This window comes from Micromonospora sp. DT48, assembly GCF_049844495.1.
Classification (GTDB): Bacteria; Actinomycetota; Actinomycetes; order Mycobacteriales; family Micromonosporaceae; genus Micromonospora.
On the sequence record NZ_JBNCLE010000022.1, the window covers coordinates 1 to 18,364 of the forward strand.

Here is an 18,364-nt window from a genome sequence, read left to right on the forward strand (position 1 = left end):
GCGCCCGCTGGTTCCACCAACGCGCACGGCTAAGCAGGGACTACACCCTGGTCAGCTAGCAATTGGCGGCTGCCGTACTAGCAGGTTCTTGATCGCCTGGCTAATCTCGTTGGTGGTTTGGTCATCCTGGCCGCCGTGTCCGGCTCGCCGTCTGTTGTGGAACTGCCTGGGCGGCGATGCTGCAGCCGGGGTCGACCAAGTGCAGGCGCTGCCCTGCCACTGCCGAAAACCTAACCCGCCCCGGTAGGAGCCCGTGCAAGGGAGGTAACGGATATCGGTAGCGCTCGCTCGATGCGGCCTGTCGCGCGGCTGGCGATCACCGCGGCATGATGATCGACCGTCCTGCTGCGACTGGCGCGTACCCTTGCCGGATCCGATGGGCGTGACGATGCCCGCGGCCGACCACCTCAGGTTTTGCCAGGAGAAGAAGCCCTCCCCGTCCTCCTTCGCGGCGAGGGCTTGGAACGCGACATCCGGGTTGACGCGGTCGGCGTACATCACCGACATCGCCCCGACGAGCCCGTAGATGATCACGGCGCTGGTGGCGATGCTGTCCATCCGCTGGTCCTGGCGCGCCGGAGTGGAGAGCTTGTCGTACTCGGGGAGGACCTTCACCCAGGAAGTCCCAGGCGCTGATCAGCCAGCTGGACTGTGCTTCGACGTCCGCCTGGGTGACGAGCCCGCCCTTCCAGGATCTCGATCGCCCTGCTTATGGTGTTGTAGACGGTCATCTTGTGCGAACTGGCCGAAACCGAGTTCGACAGGCGATGTTGTCCTGGCCCAGATGCTCGCTGCCGTTGACGAGTCGACTCGGCTCACGATGGAGGTTCTTGATTACTGTCAGGCGCATTGACCTGCGGCTTCTCTGCGCCGAGCCAGGGATCCCACACTAAATCGATCGGCTGCCGGTTATGGCAAAGCGGGAGCGAGGACGAGCTTCGGCGGCGCAAACGACCGTAGCTGATCGCGCAACAGGGCTGGGTAAGCAGGTGGATGATCGCAGCGCACAAACGTGGATCGTTGCGAGTGCGGCAGTGACCGTCATGTCGGCGCTCCGATCAGCTGGGGCACCGGCGCGCCGTCCTGCTCGTTCTGATGTGGGTCCGTGGTGACGGCTTCGATCAACGGTAGCCACCGCGACGGGTAGCGGCGGAGAGATTCGCCGCGCCAGTTGGGCACGTCGGCGGTGACGGTGACGAGGAGGTCCTCCCGTGCCCTGGACGCCATGACATGAAGGACTGCGAGTTCGTCGCGGATCTGGTCCGGGTCGCTGGATTTGATCGCGGCGTAGTGGGGCATGAACGCCTCCTCCAGTCCCACGATGATGACCTTGGTGAACTGCTGGCCCTTGCCTGAGTGGCCGCTGAGCAGGTGCAGTCCGGCACCGGTGGGCAGGTCCGGGTCGCCGGCAACCCGGATGGCGGCAAGTGAGTCGGCCAGCGAGGTCTCGTCGGTGCGTTCGTGCAGGGACACGCAGGCGGAGGTGATGTCGTCGCGTAGGTCCAAGTCGTCGGGGTCGACGGCTTCGTGGCAGCGGCGCTGCAGCTCGTCGATGCGGGCTTCGTCGGTATCCGCGGCGGCAATGGCGGCCGGGGCGTGGGTGCGCAGTAGCTCGACAACGCGGGCGGAGTACATCGGGTCGTCCCAGATCTCGGCTGCGATCCCGGCGGTGCGGACAGCCTGGTCGACGTAGGCGCGGCGTGTGCCGGCGCGGGCCATCACTCCGATGCTGGCCGTCGGGTCCTCGGCCAGCCAGGTCTGGACCTGGTTGATCACCGCGTTGGCCTCGGCGTACACGTCGGGTGACCGAAGAATCGCGACCCGCCCGCGGCCCTGCCACTTGTCGGGCTCGGCGCACTCCAGCGGCTGCCCGCCGAGTTCCGTCGCGAGAGAGCTGACCGCGCCCAGGACGGCGGGTGATGAGCGGTGTGAGCGGTCCAGCCGTACGACGGTTGGGTTGCGGGCGCGGATCTGGGCGAATACCCAGTCGGGGTCGGCCCCGGCGAATCGGAAGATGCCCTGCGCTTGGTCGCCGCCGAAGACTATCTTGCCGCGGCCGAGTTCATGGACCATGAGGTACTGCAAGGGGTTCAGGTCCTGTGCTTCGTCGACGAGCACTGCGGTGTACCGGGCCCGGTACAGGTCGAGAACGGCCGGCAGCGCCAGCAGCCGGACGCCATAACGCAGTACGTCGTCAAAGTCGAGTCGGCCCTCGGCGTCCAGGCGCTCCTGGTAGGCCATCGCCGCCGGAAGCCCGCAGACGCCCAACCGGGCATGGACCTCCTCGTCGGTGATGAGGGCGCGCTTGGCGGCCACCAACGCGGCCGTGAGCACATCCACCTTGATGCCATGCACGCGGGCGGTGGCGCGGCACAGCTCTTTCAGCCATCCGTCTTGCGGAGCGAGGAGCAGCGGGTTCCCGCCGATGGTGGTGCCGTGGTTGCGAAACAGCCGGTGGGCGAACGAGTGAAACGTGACCACGTCGACGTGGCGGCGCGCCGCCACCGTACCGAGGTGCGTGCGGATCCGGCTGTCCAGGTTCGTCCGCGCCCGTTTGGTGAACGTCAGCGCGAGGATCTGATGGGGTTGGCGCACCTCGCCGGTGCGGACCATCTCGGCGGCGTGCAGCGCCAGGCGTTCGGTTTTGCCGCAGCCCGGCGCGGCGAGCAGTAGCACCTCGCCCACCGGCAGGCGAATCTCGTCCGCGTCGTCAAATTCTCGAGGGCGGGATGTCGCGGTCATAGTGCCCCAAGCCGTTTCATCAGGTCGACGATCACTGGGATGGCCGATGCATCCACGGCGGTGACCTGGGTGGCGAGCGCGGCGGCGACCTTGATCTTTCCCTGGCGACACCAGTCGGCCAGCGACTCCTCGGTTATGTCCTTCTCGTCCGAAACTCGGCACGCGCCCACAATTGCCCGCCGGGCATACATCCCCGACGCTTCCAGCGCGTCGAGAACGCGCGGGACACCCAGGCCGCGGACGTACTCGTCCTCCAGGTCGCTCCGGCTGATCAGGACGTTGTGCTGATCAAGGTCGGCGACGGCGCAGCCGAGCACGCCAGCGACAATCGCGGCCTCGGCCTCGTCGACGAGAGTGAACATGGCGATGTTGAACCCGGCCGGACCGAACAGCCTGAGCGGGGGACCGAAGTTGGTGGCGCCGTTGACGACGACCACGCTGATGCCCGCCTGATCCAGGTCCAGGGCGGAAGCACGAGCGAGGGCGTGCAGAAGGACTCGATCGGAGATGCCCTCCACCGCCACAAGCGCGCGGGCGGTCAGCGGTTCCAGCGTGGAGTCCAGCCACGAGTGCTGGCGAAACTTCCAGTCCTCGTCCAGGTTGAGTGGCACCTGACGGATCGCGCCGTCCGGGGCGAAGGCGACGATCTCAGAGGGCCGGAACGCGGCGAGCACTTGTGGAGACTGGGTGGCCAGAATCGCCTGCAGCGCCTCGGCCAGGACCGCGCCGATACGGGCCTGAGCACGCGGGTGCAGGTGAACCTCGGGCTCGTCGACCGCCACGATCCGCGCGGTGCGGCGGTGGACCTGGTGCAGCGCGATCGTGGTTAGGGCGCGGAGGCCATCGGACTGCTCGTGCAGCCGGACGGGGCCACGGTCGGTGCGGATGTGGATGTCCACATCGCCGAGCAGCGCGTCGCCGTCGACCTCGCGCAACTGCACGGACATGTCGTCGGGGCTGACCTGGCGGGGGTACACGGCTGACAGCGCGGTCGCGATACTCCCCCGCAAGGTCACCAGTGCGCTGGCCTTGTCCAGGACCGTCTGGTACTGCCCCAACGCGGTCCGCAAGTCGGCCGCTTCGCTGCCGAGATCCACCTCGGCAAGCAGTGCCCGGGCAGTGCCGGTACGCCCGCCACCGAGTTCACGGTCGGCGGACCGGTCGGCGGGCAAGTAGCTCCAGCCAATCGCGGAAAGCTGATTGGGGCGGACCGGCCGGGCCACACCCACCTTGACGAACTCCCGCTGGACCGTCTTCAGCTCGGGATCAATCTGATCGAGGGTGACGGTGAGCCGGATTGTCAGCCGCAACTGCGGCCCCGCCGAGGTCATCAGCACCTCGACATCGTCGGCGAACCACGCTTTGTCCTCGCTGTCGAGACCGCTCAGTGTCGCCTCGACGACCAGCGGCGCAGCCTGGTCCCGGAGCATGTCCGGCCCGAACCAAGCGTGCAACTGGCTCGTTGAAGCCTTCAGCAGCGCGTTCAGGGTCCGTATGACGGTGGTCTTGCCTACGGCGTTCGTACCCACAAGCACGAGATGACGCCGGACCTCGAAGTCGAGGTCCGGAACTCGGGCATGGTTGACGATGCGCACCCGCGAGAGTCTCACGGGATCCCCCCTGTGTGTCGAAGCCGGCACCAGCATCGGTGGCCCGATCGCTACTGAGCCGCACCCATCGATCGCAGCCGTCATCCCTGCCGTCAGGCCACGGGCGAGGTCGCCGGCCTGCAGAAGCCTGCGGCGGCCGGTGCCTCAGCTATCACACGGGACCGTACCAAGGGCATCGAGGTCTGCCCGGACGGCACGCCGGCCATCGCCGAGTTCGTGATCGACGTGGTCGTGCCGCCGTTCCGATGTTGTACGGATCCACCCCGGGGCACTACCTGCGCACGCGACCGGGAACGAAGCCAGCGTGGACCCGTTCCTCGATCAACGGGCTCCCGCCTGAGGCGCGCTAATGATCTGACTCAGGTGGCTGCTGGCCAAGGTGCACGGGGGGGCGCAGCAATCGCCGGGCTCGGCTCCGCCGACGAGCCGGTACAGGCCAACCCCAAGCGGAGGACGGTAATAGCGTCGGTCCTCCGCTGCCGTGGCAGCGGGCTGTAGTATCAGCGCATGCGCACTCAAAGTGCGCACCGATGCGGAAAATCTGTGTCCGAGGGGCAACACAGATCAAATCCCAACCGGGTCCGACGCTGTCGGCGTCGATCCCGTTGGCCTAACGGTGATCATCGGCGGTGTTCCACGTCGACAACTTGCGGTAGAGGCAGTTGGTGGGGCACCGCCTGCTAGGCCCTAAATGGATGCGTGTTTCCTCGCCAGCGGCGAACCGCCAGCGCCGGCGGCCGTCCGGCGGTGGATCACGTCATCAGCACAAGGTGCAGGCCATACCTCGATCCGATAGTGCTTGACCGGAGCCCGGACGGCCCCGTCGATGTCAGTGTCGCGGCCGTCGGCGTAGACACGAACGCGGTACGTGCCGGGACCCGCAGCGCCGAGGGTTGGCAGGGGTACGACGTCCTCGAATGATCTGATCCGCAGGTATCCGGTCGGTGCGGTGACGCTCACCTCGGCGACTTCCTGCCAGGGCCGGGAGTCGTCGATCCTGTCGTGTGGCTGCTCGCGGCTGACCGCTTGCACCTCAACAGGACCGGTGTGGATGCCCGCGTAGACCAACGCCCCGTGCCCGCACGGATGGACCAGGCCGTTGCCCTGGCCGGGATCGTCCAGGGGCCAGTCATCTCCATCCACGATCCCAAACGTTTGATACGTGACGACCAGCCGTCCGCCGTCGTTGTGTCTCTTTATCGCCACTGATCCTGCCGCAGGCGGCGTGGAGACCAGCCAGGCCGGCTGGACCCCACGGGGGGGCCGCACCCCGCCGCCGTCCCGCCCTTCGATCTCCGCTTGCCTATTTCCTACTTGTACTATAGGAAAACTGGGTGACTACGACAGTCCCCGCACCACCCGCTGCGGAAACCTCGGTCGGCGCGTCGACGACCGCCCGGGGAACACTGGCGCCTCGTGGCGTACGACGCCGCCGGGTCCTGCTGCGGCTACTCGCCCTCGTCGTGCTCTACGGGCTCTGGGAAGTCGCCGCCCGGGCCACGAGCAATCCGACCTTCATCCCCTCCCCCAGTGCGGTGTGGCACCAGTTGGTCCAGACCTCGACCACCCACGGTGGCATTCGCGGTTACAGCGGGCACCTGCTCATCGAGCATCTCGGCGTCAGCCTGCGGCGCATTCTGATCGGCTCCGTGATCGGCGTGGCCGGTGGGGTGCTCCTCGGTGTCGTGATGGGAACTGTCGGTTGGATCCGGGTGGTGATCGAACCGGTCGTCACCTTCGTTCGGGCCCTTCCGCCGCTTGCCTACTTCAGCCTCTTCATCATCTGGTTCGGCATCGACGAGACGCCGAAGCTCTGGTTGCTCTCCATCGCCGCGTTGCCGCCGGTGGCGGTCGCGACCGCGGCAGCCGTCTACTCCGCACCGACCGGTCTGGTGGAGGCCGCGCGGGCGCTGGGCGCCGGTCGCGCTCACGTGATCCGCGATGTGGTGCTGCCCCACGCGCTACCGGAGATATTCACCGGCATCCGGATCGCGGTCGGGGTCGCGTACTCCTCGGTGGTCGCCGCCGAGACGATCAACGGCGTGCCCGGCATCGGTGGCATGGTCCGCGACGCCCAGCGCTACTCCCAGACCGACGTCGTCATTCTCGGCCTGTTCGCCATTGGCCTGTCCGGCCTCATCATCGACGCCCTGCTACGGACCGCCGAAAACCGGCTCATCCCGTGGCGGGGCCAGATCTAGGAGACAACAGATGCGCAAGATAGTCGGCCTGCTCGCAGCCGTGTCCCTGCTGTTGAGCGCCTGCGGCGACGGCGCCGCCAGCGGCGGCGATCCGGGCCGCAAGACCATCCGCATTGCCTACCAGGCCTTCCCCAGCGGCGACCTTATCGTGAAGAACCAGGGACTGCTTGAGGATGCGCTACCCGACTACCAGATCACCTGGACCAAGTTCGACTCCGGCGCGAGCATCAACACCGCCTTCGTCGCCGGCAGCGTCGACATCGCGGCGATCGGGTCGAGTCCGGTGGCGCGCGGTCTCTCCGCGCCGCTGAACATTCCGTATCAGGTCGCCTTCGTTCTCGACGTGGCCGGCGACAACGAGGCCTTGGTGGCCCGCAACGGTTCCGGCGTCACCGACGTCGCCGGCCTGCGTGGCAAAAAGGTGGGGACCCCCTTCGCCTCCACCGCCCACTACAGCCTGCTCGCAGCCCTGGATCGGGCCGGCGTCAAGGAATCAGAGCTCACCATCGTCGACCTGGAACCCCAGGACATCCTGGCCGCCTGGACCCGGGGCGACCTGGACGCGGCCTACTCCTGGTTGCCATCGCTGGATGAGCTCCGGAAGACCGGTACGGTGCTGGTCACCAGTCGCGAGCTCGCCACCGCCGGCAAGCCCACGCTCGACCTCGGCGTCGTCGCCACGGACTTTGTCCAGGCGCACCCTGCTGCAGTCGACGCCTGGCGCAAGGCCCAGTCCCAGGCCCTGAACCTGATCCACGACGACCCCGCCGCGGCAGCGAAGTCGGTCGGCGCCGAACTCAACCTCAGCCCCGAGGAAGCGCAGCGGCAACTCTCGCAGGGTGTCTTTCTCAAGCCCGAAGACCTGGCCAGCCCCGAATGGCTCGGCACCTCCGCGGCCAAGGGCAAGCTCGCTGACAATCTCGTCAGCGCGGCACAGTTCCTCAAGGATCAGCAGAAGATCGACGCGGTGCCGGACCTGGCGACCGTACAGGCAGCGATCTACACCGAAGGACTACCTGATGCCCTCGGCTGAATCCCGCGACACCGCGGCGATCACCGTCACCGACGTCGAGCACAGGTACTGCGATGTCGTCGCCCTCGGCCCCATCGACTTGACGGTGCCGGCGGGCGAGTTCCTCGTGTTGGTCGGCGCGTCCGGGTGCGGGAAGAGCACACTGTTGCGGCTGATCGCCGGCTTCGAGCGGCCCACCACCGGCACGGTCCTGACCGGCGGCGTGCCACCGATCCCAGGGCGCGGCGCCGGCCTGGTTTTTCAGCAACCCCGGCTCTTCCCGTGGAGAACCGTCGGCGGCAACATCGAGCTGGCCCTGCGGTACGCCGGGCAGCCCACCGACGGCGTTGACGCGCTCCTCAACCGGGTCGGGCTGCACGACGTGGCAAAACGCCGCACCTGGCAGATCTCCGGCGGCCAGCAGCAGCGCGTCGCCATCGCCCGAGCCCTCGCCGCCGACCGCCCACTGTTGCTCCTCGACGAACCGTTCGCGGCGCTCGACGCACTCACCCGCGAACGCCTCCAGGAAGACCTCCGCACGGTCAGCACCGCGACCGGGCGCACCTCGATCTTCGTCACACACAGTGTGGACGAAGCGGTCTTTCTCGGCAGCCGGGTCGTGGTGCTCAGCCCTCGCCCCGGCCGGATCGTCCTGGACCTGCCCATCCACCTACCCCGCGCCGGCATCACCCCGGACGACCTGCGAGGCCTGCCCGACTACGCCGCCCTGCGCGCCGAGATCGGACACGCCGTGCGAAGCGAAGGAGCATCCGCATGACCATGGTTCACACCCAGCTCGACCTCGAACCGCTGGGACCACACTTTGGCGCTCTGGTCCACGGTCTGGATCTGGCCATCGCCACCGATGAGGAGATCGTGGCGCTGCGCGCCGCGCTGGTCGACCGCAAGGTGCTCTTCCTGCGCGGTCAGCGCCTCGACGACGATGATCAGGTGCGTCTGGGACGCCGGATCGGCGAACTGACCGCATCCCACCCCGTGGTCGGCGGCGTCGATGACGCACACCCTGAGATCTACGCCCTCGACAGCACGGACAACGGCTTCGCCGACGTGTGGCACACCGACGTCACCTTCATGAAGCGACCGCCACTCGGATCGATCCTGCGCGCCGTCATCCTCCCGCCGAGCGGCGGCGACACCAACTGGGCCGACGCGCAACTGGCGTACGAGTCGCTCAGCGCACCGGTACGGCGGCTTGTGGATCAACTCACCGCGGTACACGACGGCACCCGCGAGTTCGGGTACTACCTGGCCCAGCGCGGGGGCAACGTGTGGGAGGGCCAACGGGTGTCCCGGCTGGCCCCGGTCGAGCACCCGGTCGTCCGGGTCCATCCTGAGACCGGTCGTCGAGGAATCTTCGTGAACCCGGGCTTCACCTCGCACATCGTCGGCGTGTCCGACTTCGAGAGCCGGGCCATCCTGGACCTGCTCTACGCTCACCTCACCAAGCCGGAGCACCTCGTGCGACACCGCTGGTGTGCAGGGGACGTCGCGCTTTGGGACAACCGCAGTACCGCCCACTACGCCAACCGCGACTACGGATCCGCCCGGCGGGTCATGCACCGCATCACCCTGCGCGGCGACGTACCCTACGGACCGGAGGACCAGGAACGTCACCCGTGCCATTCCTTGGCCAGCAGCTCGTAGGAGTTGACCCGGTCGGCGTGTGAGTGGGTGATGGTGGTGATGAGCAGTTCGTTGGCAGAGGTGACGTCGCGCAGCGTCCGCAGGTGGCGCGCGACGGTGCTGGGCGAGCCGACGAACTGGGTGTCAACCCGCAGTCAGTCCACGTCGAGCAGTACCTTGCCGGCCACCCGGCGACCGAGCAGCGCCGCTGCGGCCTCGTCGAGGTCCCGCCAGGAGCCGCGCCAGCCCACCGGCGCCCGCAGGGCACCCTTATGCACGAGGTCCATCAGGTAAGCCAGGTCCTCGCCCGGCGAGGTGACATCGCCAAAGGACCGCAGGGACCGCGCAGCCCCGGAGGCGAAGGTGGAGTTCACCGGAAAGGTGGCGGGCTCACCGGAGGCCCACCCGATGCTGTGCAACACGCCACCAGGAGACAACAGCCGCCAGGCGGCCGGCAGGACGTCTCCACCCACCGTCTCAACGACCACGTCGACCTCATCGTCGATGGCGTCGATGCCGACCACGACCTCGTTCGCGCCGAGCGACACCAGGCCGGCAGCCCGACTGGCGGACCCGACCACCGCGATCACCTCGGCACCCTCACCGCGTGCCAACTGCACGGCAACACGACCCACTCCCCCGGACGCTCCGGTCACCAGCACTCGCCGCCCGTGAAGTGGCCCGGTGGAGCGCAGCGCGCGCAGGGCGGTCACCCCGACAGTCGGCAACACAGCCAACTCGGCGACGTCCATACCGGATGGGATCTCGGCAACGGCGTCGACATCGACGGCCACCCGGTTCGCCCAGGCCCCGGCGCCCAGGGCGATCACCCACGCGCCGACGCGTGGACCAGCGCCCCCGTCGGCGGCCCGTAGCACGCGCCCGACGGCGTCATGTCCGAGCACCGCGCCTGCCGGAAACGCTCTGGCATAGCGGACCTCACCGTGATTGACCGACACATGCTCGACGTTGATCAGGACCTGACCGGGACCGGCGACAGGCTCAGGAACCTCCTCCGGCCGATATCCCGGGCCGTCGTCAGGGGTGGCGATGATCGCGCGCATGAACTCCTCCAGGCTATCCGGACCGGCAGTCCGCTTAGCCTCGGATAATATCCGGACTGACGGTCCGTTTTGAAGGGGAGCCATGACCGAACGTGCCGACGCCGCCCGCAATCGGCAGGCGCTTCTGCGCGCCGCCGACGCGCTGCTACACGACCACGAGCCCGGGCACATCTCGCTCGACCAGGTCGCCGCCGCGGCCGGCGTCGGCAAGGGGACGGTCTTTCGCCGCTTCGGCAGCCGCACGGGGTTGTTCCAGGAACTGCTCGCCGAACGGGCGGCACGCCTCGGCGCGGCCATGGACAGTGGGCCACCACCGCTTGGCCCCGGGGCGCCACCCGGGCAGCGGCTCGTCGCCTTCGTCGACGAACTGGCCCTCCTGGCGGCGGAGAACATCCGCCTGATCTCCGCCCACGAGCAGGCCTGCGCCGCCGACCCGTACAGCGACCCGACCTACCAGAGGTGGCACCGGCACCTGCGCGCACTCCTCGGCGAACTGCGCCCGGACGGCGACGCCGACTTCCTGGCCCACGTCGTCCTCGGCGGATACGACGGCGAACTGGTCCGGCGAATCACCGCCGCCGGTGGTATGGCGCGGCTACGGCTCGCCGTGAGGGATCTGGCCCTGCGGGTCGCGGGCGTCGACCATGTCGCCTGACCCGCCAGCGCTCTGTCCTGATCGTGGGCGAGTTGTCCGCGACCACGGCGCGACTGGTCAGGCCGCGCGGCAGGTCGGTGGTTCGACGTGTTCGGCCAGGCCCGCGTACCGGCCTCGGTGGTAGAGCAGCGGTGAGCCGGCGCCGTGCCGCAGCAATTCCGGCTCGGCGAGGACGATGGCGTAGTCTCCGACGGCCATCCGGTCGACCACACAGCCAGGCAAGAGTGCCCTCGATCAGTGGCACCCCTTCGGGGCCGACCCGCCAGCGGGTCGGCGCGGCGAAGCGGTCGACCCCGCTGGTCGCGAAGGTTCGGGCCACGAAGCGACGCCGGATGAGGCGCATGCTCCGGTTCATGTGGCGACAGTAGAGGCCAGGGCGGCATCAGGGTCAGCACCGCGAAGCCCGTGCCCCATGGGCGAGAAGTCCTTTGGCCTTCCCGAGCCCTGCGAGGAACCCCGGCGATACATGCCCGGCACCCCTGTCTCGACATGCGGACTCATGCGGTGGCGCAGCACCCGCCCGGAGCGGCTGTCGGCGCAGCTCACCCCCCACAGCCGGGAGTCGCCAGGTGGCGGAACTCAGCACATCTTCCGGCTATTCCTATCGTCTTAGTAGGTTCTGGGGGCCAGTTGCCGCACGACCGAGGAGGGGCGTTTGAACGCCGCGCAGTCACCGCCGGTCCCCACCCTGCTCGACGTGCGTCGACGCCGGGCGGATCAGGCCAGGCAGGTCGCCGATGTGCTACGTCACCAGGCGCTGACCGGCTCGTTCGGCACCGGCGCGCTGCCCCGGGAGGACCACCTGTGCCGGGAATTCGCCGTTTCGCGGAACACCGTCCGAGAGGCGCTCTCCCTGCTCGTCGCCGAGGGACTCGTGGAACGGGTCCCGGGCATCGGCACCAGCGTGGTGACCGGCAAGTATCCCCACGGGCTGCACCGGCTCATGGGGCTGGCCGAGACCCTGCACGAGCATGGCGAGATCAGTAACGAGGTACGCGCGGTCGCGGTCATCCGGGCGCCGTCCGCGGTCGCCCGCCGGCTCCGGCTGCCCGAGGGTGAACAGGTCGTCTACCTCGAGCGCGTCCGCTACCTGGCCGGCGCTCCCCTGTCGCTGGATCTGACCTACCTGCCCCGCGACATCGGCGAGCCGCTGCTCGCCGCCGACCTGGCTCGACGCGACATCTTCGGCCTCATCGAACAGCTCACCGGACAGCCGCTGGGCACCGCCGACCTCTCGTTCGAAGCGGTGAACGCCGACCCGCACACCGCCGTCCTGCTCGACACCGCCGACCGGGCCGCTCTGCTGATGGTCGAACGCCTCACTCATCTCGCCGACGGTCGTCCGGTCGATCTGGAGTGGATCAGGTTCCGCGGCGACCGCATCACCATGCACGGCCCGATCCGCCGCGCCCAATCCCATCCCGCCTGAGGAGCAGGTCATGCCGCTGGTCCCGCAACGACTCGATGTTCCGGTCACGATCGACGCCAGCCGGTGTATCGACGGCTGCACTTTGTGCGTCGACATCTGCCCACTGGACTCTCTGGCCATCGATCCCGCCACCAACAAGGCGTACATGCACGTCGACGAATGCTGGTACTGCGGACCGTGCGCCGCCCGCTGCCCCACCTCCGCGGTGACCGTCAACATGCCCTACCTGCTCAGGTGAAGGACCCTGCCATGCGCAAAATCGCCGCCTGCATCACCGTCCTGGCTCTCACCGCCGGTGGCTGCTCCGTCGCCGGCGCCCGGGGCGACGACACCGCCGAGACCGTCGTGGTCGGCTACCAGTCGAAGACCATCAACACCGTCACTGCCGGCACGCTGCTCCGCGCCCAGGGCTACTTCGAGAAGCGGCTGGCCGAACTCGGCGCGAGGACCGGCAGGACGTACGCGGTCACCTGGCAGGACTACGACACCGGTGCCCCCATCACCGCACAGATGATGGCCGGGAAGATCGATATCGGATCGATGGGCGACTATCCGCTGCTGATCAATGGTGCGCGCGGACAGCAGGATGCCGAAGCCCGTACCCACCTGATCTCGATCACGGGGTACAACGCGCGCGGCGGGCTCAACAGCATCGTCGTGGCACCGAACTCTCCGGTGCACACCCTCGCCGACCTGAAGGGCCGCACGGTGTCCGCCAGCATCGGCTCGGCCGGGCACGGCCTGCTCGTGCAGGCCGCACGCAAGGCCGGCCTCGATCCAGGTAAGGACTTCAAGACCGAGAACCAGCAGCCACAGGTCGGCGCGACCGCCCTGGAGTCCGGCTCGGTGGCCGCCCTGTCTCAGTTCGTGGCCTGGCCGGGTCTGCTGGTTCATCAGGGCAGGGCGCGGCTGCTGTACGACGGCGGCACCCTGGGGGTGCCGACCTTCCACGGGGTCGTGGTGCGGGAGAGGTACGCGGCCGAGCGTTCCGACGTGGTGGAGGCGTTCCTGCGCGCCCAACTGGACGCCACCAACTTCCTGCACCGCTCGCCGCTGCAGGCGGCGCAGGTCGTCGCCGACGTGACCGGGTTGCCGGCCGAGGTCGTCTATCTCTACAACGGCCCGGGTGGGGTCGCCACCTTCGACCCGACCGTCAAGCCGGTGCTGCGCGAGGCCCTGGCCCGAGACGTGCCCTTCCTCAAGGAGGTCGGGGTGCTGCAGCAGGTCGACCTGGCCACGTTCGTCGACGACACCCAGTTGCGGGCGGTATACGGCGCGAACTACGACCAGGACGCCGGCACCACCGTCAACCCCGCCCCGATCAGCGGAAACGACCCGGTCTGTGACCGTCCGGTGAACGACCCGGCACTCGCCAGCGAGCTGTGGCCGGCCGACAGTGACCTCACGCAGCCGGCCGCCACACCCACGTGTCTGCTACGGGCTGTGCGGGCTGCCGGCACCAGGTCGCGGGCGGCGTACGTGCCGGACACCAGCACCGGCACCCGGTGGTTCGCGGACAAGTCCGTCTGGGTCCGCGACCCGGCCGCCCCGGAGCAGGAACGGTTCAAACCGTTCAGCACCGAGACCGCAGCGCAGTCCTACCTGGACGCACACGCCGGTTCGCATCGGCTCTCCTACGCCGAAGCGGTGGCTGGTGCGGCATGAGCACGCTGCTGCTGCCGGAGACGTCAGGTGAGGCGCCGACGGGGCCGAGCCTCCCGTCCCGCCGCGCCCGCCATGCGTACCCTCGTGGTGTCTCCTGGGCGGTGCGGGCCGGGTCAGTTACCGTCACGCTCGCGTTCTGGCAATGGGTCACCGCGGCCGACGTCAATCTCGGCATCCGCTTCGACCGGTTGCCCACCCTCACCGAGTTGGCCGCCTCGCTCGGTCATCACCTGGCCAGCTCCCAGTATTACCTGGACATCACACAGAGCCTGGTACGAATCCTGACCGGCTTCGCGCTGGCCGCCCTGGCCGGGGTGTCCGCCGGAGTCGCGGTGGCCCGCTCGCAACTGCTGTGCGACCTGCTTCAACCGCTCTTCGAGGTGGTCCGCCCGATACCTGCCATCGCGCTGGTGCCGGTGGCGATCCTGGTGTTTCCCACCAACGAGCAGGGCATCGTGTACATCACGTTCACTGCGGCGTTCTTCCCGATCCTGGTCAGCACTCGGCATGCCGTGGCCGCCCTGCCCACGGCATGGGAGGACGCCGTTCGCACCATGGGCGGTGGCCGGGTGCGAATCCTGGCCAACGTGGTGCTGCCCGGCATCCTGCCCGGCGTCTTCGGAGGGCTGTCGGTGGGGATGGGCGTCGCGTGGATCTGCGTCATCTCGGCCGAGATGATCTCCGGTGACTTCGGCATCGGCTACCGGACCTGGCAGTCATACACGATCGTCGACTACCCCGGGGTGCTGGTGGGCATGGCGACGATCGGAGTGTTGGGCTGGCTGACCTCCGGTGCGGTGGAACTGATCGGGCGGCGGGCCACCCGCTGGCTACCTGCCCGGGCACGGGGACGGCAGCAATGATCGGGCTACGCACCGAGGGTCTGTCCCTCGGCTACGACGGCAGCGCGGTGATCGATGGCCTCGACCTCGACGTGCGGGCCGGCGAACTGCTCGTCGTCGCCGGCGCCTCCGGATGCGGTAAGTCCACCCTGCTGCGAGCGCTGGCCGGACTGCTGCCGTCCCGCGCCGGCACCATCCGCGCCGACGGGGCCCCGGTTCACGGCCCTTCGCCGGACCGGGCCCTGATGTTTCAGGATGACGCGCTGCTGCCGTGGCGGACCGCCCGACGCAATGTCGAACTGCCCCTGGCTATCCGGGGCGTACCCCGTGCCCAGCGCCGCACCCGTGCCGACGAGTGGCTCGCACGGGTCGGACTCACCGGGCACGAGCACCGACTGCCCGGCCAACTGTCCGGCGGAATGCGGCAACGTGTTCAGCTGGCCCGCACCCTCGCCGGGCAGCCCCGGGCGGTGTTCATGGACGAACCGTTCGGCGCGCTCGACGCGCAGACCCGCGCCGCGATGCAACGACTGCTGATCGGGGTGCTCAGCGCGACGCCCGCCACCGTCGTGTTCGTCACCCATGACGTCGACGAAGCTCTGCTCCTCGGCGACCGGGTCGCCGTGCTCACCCCTGGCGGGATCCAGGAGTTGCTCGACGTTCCGTACCCCCGCGACCCGGCCGCCCGCGACGCAGTCGAGGTGGCCGCCGCCCGTACCCGCATCCTGGCCGCCCTGGAGGCACAACCATGCAGGTCCCGTCCCTGACCGACCGCCTGGAACTGGACTGTGACGTGCTCGTCGTGGGCGGCGGCACCGCCGGCACGATGGCCGCGATCTCCGCCGCCGAGGCTGGTGCCCGGGTCCTGGTGCTGGAGAAGGCGCACGTACGCCACTCCGGCGCACTCGCCATGGGTATGGACGGGGTCAACAACGCGGTCATCCCCGGCAGAGCCACGCCCGAGGAGTACGTCGCCGAGATCACCCGCGCCAACGACGGCGTCGTCAACCAGCGCACCATCTACCAGACCGCCAGCCGCGGCCACGACATGATCCGCCGGCTGGAACGCTACGGCGTGAAGTTCGAGAAGGACGCCCACGGCCAGTACGCGGTCCGCCAGGTGCACCGCTCCGGTAGCTACGTACTGCCCATGCCCGAGGGCCGCGACATCAAGAAGGTTCTCTACCGGGTGCTGCGGGAACGCTCGATGCGGGAGCGGGTGCGCATCGAGAACCGGGTCATGCCGGTGCGGGTGCTCACCGACGCAGGCCGCGCTGTCGGAGTAGCCGGCCTGCACACCCGCACCGGCGAATTCGTCACCGTGACCGCCGGCGCGGTGGTCCTGGCCACCGGAGCGTGTGGGCGCCTGGGTCTGCCGGCGAGCGGCTACCTCTACGGCACCTACGAGAACCCCACCAACGCCGGTGACGGCTACGCCATGGCCTATCACGCCGGCGCCGAGCTGTCCGGCATCGAATGCTTCCAGATCAACCCTCTGATCAAGGACTACAACGGCCCCGCCTGCGCGTACGTGGCAAATCCCTTCGGCGGCTACCAGGTCAACAACCGTGGCGAACGGTTCGTCGACTGTGACTACTGGTCCGGGCAGATGATGGCCGAGGTCGCCCGCGAGATCGCCTCCGCCCGTGGTCCCATCTACCTGAAGCTCACCCACCTGCCTGAGGAGACCATCTCCGCGCTCGAAGGCATCCTGCACAGCACCGAACGTCCCACCCGGGGCACCTTCCATGCCGGCCGCGGCCACGACTACCGCAGCCACGACGTCGAGATGCACATCTCCGAGATCGGGCTCTGCGGCGGGCACTCGGCGTCCGGCGTGTGGGTGGACGAGCACGGCGCCACCACCGTCCCGGGTCTCTACGCCGCCGGCGATCTCGCCTGCGTGCCACACAATTACATGATCGGCGCATTCGTCTTCGGTGACCTGGCCGGGACCCACGCCGCCGGCTCGTTCGTCACGCCGGCCGCCCTCCCGGCCGACCAGGTCGCCGCGGCCCACGCGCTTGTCTACCGTCCCCTCGCCAACCCCGACGGGCTACCGCAGCCGCAGGTCGAGTACAAGTTGCGTCGGATGGTCAACGACTACCTGGCCCCGCCGAAGACCGCGGCCAAGCTCGACATCGCCGTCGAGACCTTCGACCGGATGCGCGCCGAGATCGCCGCGTTGGGTGCGCGGACGCCACACGAGCTGATGCGCTGCGCCGAGGTGACCTTCATCCGTGACTGTGCCGAGATGGCAGCTCGGGCCTCGCTTGTCCGGACGGAGAGCAGATGGGGTCTCTACCACGACCGGGCCGACCTGCCACAGCGCAACGACGACGACTGGTTCTGCCACCTCAACCTCAGCCGAGACGCGCAGGGCACCATGCGATTCCGCAAGCGGCAGGTCGCGCCGTACCTGGTGCCGGTCGAAGGTTTCACCCCGCCGGCCGCCGGCATCGAGGAGGTCATCGCGATTCAGCCGGACCGTCCAGGACGCTCCGACCAGCACACCGTCGCCCACGGCGAGCCGGCTTCCGTGCCCGCCTCCGACGGCGCGGTGCTGGCCGTGCTCCGCCTCGCCGAGCAGCAGCCGAGCCTTGATGTGCTGGAGCCGTACCTACGCGACCCGGACGCCGACGTACGGCGCACCGCGCTGCTGACCCTTACCGAGTCCGCACCCGAGGGCACCGCGCCGGCACTGGTTGCCGCGCTCGCCGACGACGATCCCGGGGTACGCGTCGCCGCCGTTGCCGGCCTGCGGGAACTCGCCGACATCCTGCCGGCCGGCATCGGGCAGTCGCTCCGCGCGTACACCGCCAGCCCGGACGTCACCGTCCGCGCACTCGTCGTGGAACTGTTGCGGGTCACCGGGGCCGGTCAACGTGCCGACTTCACCGCCGCGCTGGACGACCCGGCCGCCACCGTGCGCGTTCATGCGGTCCGTGGACTGGTCCGCCACCACGACACCGCAAGCCTCGCGGCCGTCGCCGCCGATCCGTCCCGGGAGGTACGCATCGCCGTGGCGCACGCCCTCGGTGACCTCGCCGATTCGGCCGCGATCCCCGCCGTGTCGCGGCTGGCAGCCGACCCGGACGTGCTCGTGCGGGCCGCGGCGCTCCGCGCGGCCGCCGCGCTGTGCTGCCCCGAGCCGCTGGTCGCCGTGGCGGTCGCCGGCCTCACCGACGCCGCATGGCAGGTGCGTGAGGGAGCGGCGCTCGGCCTCGCCGGGGCGCCCGCCTCGGTCGCCGTGCCGCCGCTGCTCGACGCGGCGCATGACGGCAACCTCGACGTCCGGCGGGCCGCGGTTCGGGTCCTCGGTAACTGGACGGCCCGACCCGAGGTCGCCGCGCTGCTCCGGGCCGCCGCCGACGCGGACACCGACGCCGACGTCCGCGCATACGCACGCCGAGCCCTGGCCGCACCGGCACCAGTCGCACCCGGCTGAGATCCGGACTCGCAGGCCGCCGCTGGTGGTCGCAACCACCAGCGGCGTCCGG

At 69.1% G+C, this 18,364-nt stretch carries 17 protein-coding genes; 11 read left to right on the forward strand and 6 right to left on the reverse strand.

All coding sequences use genetic code 11. The features are described 5' to 3' along the window. Nucleotides 1-51 precede the first annotated feature (51 nt). The 4 genes from ACLQ2S_RS22985 to ACLQ2S_RS23000 all read right to left on the reverse strand — a co-directional run bounded on the left by ACLQ2S_RS22985 (nt 52) and on the right by ACLQ2S_RS23000 (nt 5,558). A complete protein-coding gene (locus tag ACLQ2S_RS22985; RefSeq protein WP_425702766.1) occupies nt 52-615 on the reverse strand; it encodes a hypothetical protein in 564 nt (187 codons plus the stop codon). A gap of 426 nt (nt 616-1,041) precedes the next feature. Next, a complete protein-coding gene (locus ACLQ2S_RS22990; protein WP_425702768.1) occupies nt 1,042-2,853 on the reverse strand; it encodes a UvrD-helicase domain-containing protein in 1,812 nt (603 codons plus the stop codon). Then, the gene (locus tag ACLQ2S_RS22995; protein WP_425702770.1) at nt 2,739-4,337 is read right to left on the reverse strand and encodes an ATP-dependent nuclease; all 1,599 of its coding nucleotides are present in this window, start codon (nt 4,335-4,337) and stop codon (nt 2,739-2,741) included. The genes ACLQ2S_RS22990 and ACLQ2S_RS22995 overlap by 115 nt, the downstream gene beginning before the upstream one ends. Nucleotides 4,338-5,039: 702 nt before the next feature. Continuing rightward, nucleotides 5,040-5,558 (reverse strand): hypothetical protein, encoded by a 519-nt coding sequence (locus ACLQ2S_RS23000; protein WP_425702772.1) that lies wholly within the window; start codon nt 5,556-5,558, stop codon nt 5,040-5,042. A gap of 128 nt (nt 5,559-5,686) precedes the next feature. Here ACLQ2S_RS23000 and ACLQ2S_RS23005 point away from each other — a divergent pair, with 128 nt between their 5' ends. The 4 genes from ACLQ2S_RS23005 to ACLQ2S_RS23020 are packed head-to-tail and all read left to right on the forward strand — an operon-like array spanning nt 5,687 to nt 9,230. Then, nucleotides 5,687-6,553, forward strand: coding sequence for an ABC transporter permease (locus ACLQ2S_RS23005; protein WP_425702774.1), 867 nt, complete (start codon nt 5,687-5,689; stop codon nt 6,551-6,553). A gap of 10 nt (nt 6,554-6,563) precedes the next feature. Further along, nucleotides 6,564-7,586 carry an ABC transporter substrate-binding protein gene (locus ACLQ2S_RS23010; RefSeq protein ID WP_425702776.1) on the forward strand — a complete coding sequence of 341 codons (1,023 nt, stop codon included), beginning with the start codon at nt 6,564-6,566 and terminating at the stop codon, nt 7,584-7,586. Beyond that, complete coding sequence (locus ACLQ2S_RS23015; protein ID WP_425702778.1) at nt 7,573-8,343, forward strand: ABC transporter ATP-binding protein; 771 nt, start codon at nt 7,573-7,575, stop codon at nt 8,341-8,343. The genes ACLQ2S_RS23010 and ACLQ2S_RS23015 overlap by 14 nt, the downstream gene beginning before the upstream one ends. After that, nucleotides 8,340-9,230 (forward strand): TauD/TfdA dioxygenase family protein, encoded by an 891-nt coding sequence (locus tag ACLQ2S_RS23020; protein WP_425702780.1) that lies wholly within the window; start codon nt 8,340-8,342, stop codon nt 9,228-9,230. Before ACLQ2S_RS23015 ends, ACLQ2S_RS23020 begins: the two co-directional genes overlap by 4 nt. Nucleotides 9,231-9,364: 134 nt before the next feature. Here ACLQ2S_RS23020 and ACLQ2S_RS23025 read toward each other — a convergent pair whose 3' ends face one another. Continuing rightward, a complete protein-coding gene (locus tag ACLQ2S_RS23025) occupies nt 9,365-10,273 on the reverse strand; it encodes a zinc-binding dehydrogenase (RefSeq protein WP_425702782.1) in 909 nt (302 codons plus the stop codon). A gap of 82 nt (nt 10,274-10,355) precedes the next feature. On the opposite strand from ACLQ2S_RS23025, the gene ACLQ2S_RS23030 reads away from it, so the two are divergent. Next, nucleotides 10,356-10,928 (forward strand): TetR/AcrR family transcriptional regulator, encoded by a 573-nt coding sequence (locus ACLQ2S_RS23030; RefSeq protein ID WP_425702784.1) that lies wholly within the window; start codon nt 10,356-10,358, stop codon nt 10,926-10,928. A gap of 57 nt (nt 10,929-10,985) precedes the next feature. On the opposite strand, the gene ACLQ2S_RS23035 is transcribed toward ACLQ2S_RS23030, so the two are convergent. Continuing rightward, nucleotides 10,986-11,126, reverse strand: a complete 141-nt coding sequence (locus ACLQ2S_RS23035; protein WP_425702786.1) for a hypothetical protein — start codon at nt 11,124-11,126, stop codon at nt 10,986-10,988. A 457-nt stretch (nt 11,127-11,583) separates the two neighbouring features. On the opposite strand from ACLQ2S_RS23035, the gene ACLQ2S_RS23040 reads away from it, so the two are divergent. From ACLQ2S_RS23040 to ACLQ2S_RS23065, 6 genes are read left to right on the forward strand one after another with little or no spacing between them, the layout of a single operon-like run. Then, a complete protein-coding gene (locus ACLQ2S_RS23040) occupies nt 11,584-12,357 on the forward strand; it encodes a GntR family transcriptional regulator (protein WP_425702788.1) in 774 nt (257 codons plus the stop codon). Nucleotides 12,358-12,367: 10 nt separating this feature from the next. Beyond that, a complete protein-coding gene (locus tag ACLQ2S_RS23045; RefSeq protein WP_204014186.1) occupies nt 12,368-12,595 on the forward strand; it encodes a 4Fe-4S dicluster domain-containing protein in 228 nt (75 codons plus the stop codon). Nucleotides 12,596-12,606: 11 nt separating this feature from the next. Next, nucleotides 12,607-14,022, forward strand: a complete 1,416-nt coding sequence (locus ACLQ2S_RS23050) for an ABC transporter substrate-binding protein (RefSeq protein WP_425702790.1) — start codon at nt 12,607-12,609, stop codon at nt 14,020-14,022. Beyond that, nucleotides 14,019-14,885 carry an ABC transporter permease gene (locus ACLQ2S_RS23055; RefSeq protein ID WP_425702792.1) on the forward strand — a complete coding sequence of 289 codons (867 nt, stop codon included), beginning with the start codon at nt 14,019-14,021 and terminating at the stop codon, nt 14,883-14,885. The genes ACLQ2S_RS23050 and ACLQ2S_RS23055 overlap by 4 nt, the downstream gene beginning before the upstream one ends. Then, on the forward strand, nt 14,882-15,631 hold the full coding sequence (locus tag ACLQ2S_RS23060) for an ABC transporter ATP-binding protein (protein WP_425702794.1): 750 nt from the start codon (nt 14,882-14,884) through the stop codon (nt 15,629-15,631). The genes ACLQ2S_RS23055 and ACLQ2S_RS23060 overlap by 4 nt, the downstream gene beginning before the upstream one ends. Beyond that, nucleotides 15,613-18,312, forward strand: a complete 2,700-nt coding sequence (locus ACLQ2S_RS23065) for a fumarate reductase/succinate dehydrogenase flavoprotein subunit (protein WP_425702796.1) — start codon at nt 15,613-15,615, stop codon at nt 18,310-18,312. The genes ACLQ2S_RS23060 and ACLQ2S_RS23065 overlap by 19 nt, the downstream gene beginning before the upstream one ends. Nucleotides 18,313-18,364 lie beyond the last annotated feature (52 nt).

Bases quoted from the DNA above. Each gene is read 5' to 3' on its own strand.
- ACLQ2S_RS23045 (WP_204014186.1), top strand. From the start codon at position 12,368: ATGCCGCTGGTCCCGCAACGACTCGATGTTCCGGTCACGATCGACGCC.
- ACLQ2S_RS23035 (WP_425702786.1), bottom strand. From the start codon at position 11,126: ATGGCCGTCGGAGACTACGCCATCGTCCTCGCCGAGCCGGAATTGCTG.
- ACLQ2S_RS23020 (WP_425702780.1), top strand. From the start codon at position 8,340: ATGACCATGGTTCACACCCAGCTCGACCTCGAACCGCTGGGACCACAC.
- ACLQ2S_RS23060 (WP_425702794.1), top strand. From the start codon at position 14,882: ATGATCGGGCTACGCACCGAGGGTCTGTCCCTCGGCTACGACGGCAGC.
- ACLQ2S_RS23065 (WP_425702796.1), top strand. From the start codon at position 15,613: ATGCAGGTCCCGTCCCTGACCGACCGCCTGGAACTGGACTGTGACGTG.
- ACLQ2S_RS23025 (WP_425702782.1), bottom strand. From the start codon at position 10,273: ATGCGCGCGATCATCGCCACCCCTGACGACGGCCCGGGATATCGGCCG.
- ACLQ2S_RS23050 (WP_425702790.1), top strand. From the start codon at position 12,607: ATGCGCAAAATCGCCGCCTGCATCACCGTCCTGGCTCTCACCGCCGGT.
- ACLQ2S_RS23030 (WP_425702784.1), top strand. From the start codon at position 10,356: ATGACCGAACGTGCCGACGCCGCCCGCAATCGGCAGGCGCTTCTGCGC.
- ACLQ2S_RS23010 (WP_425702776.1), top strand. From the start codon at position 6,564: ATGCGCAAGATAGTCGGCCTGCTCGCAGCCGTGTCCCTGCTGTTGAGC.
- ACLQ2S_RS23055 (WP_425702792.1), top strand. From the start codon at position 14,019: ATGAGCACGCTGCTGCTGCCGGAGACGTCAGGTGAGGCGCCGACGGGG.
- ACLQ2S_RS23015 (WP_425702778.1), top strand. From the start codon at position 7,573: ATGCCCTCGGCTGAATCCCGCGACACCGCGGCGATCACCGTCACCGAC.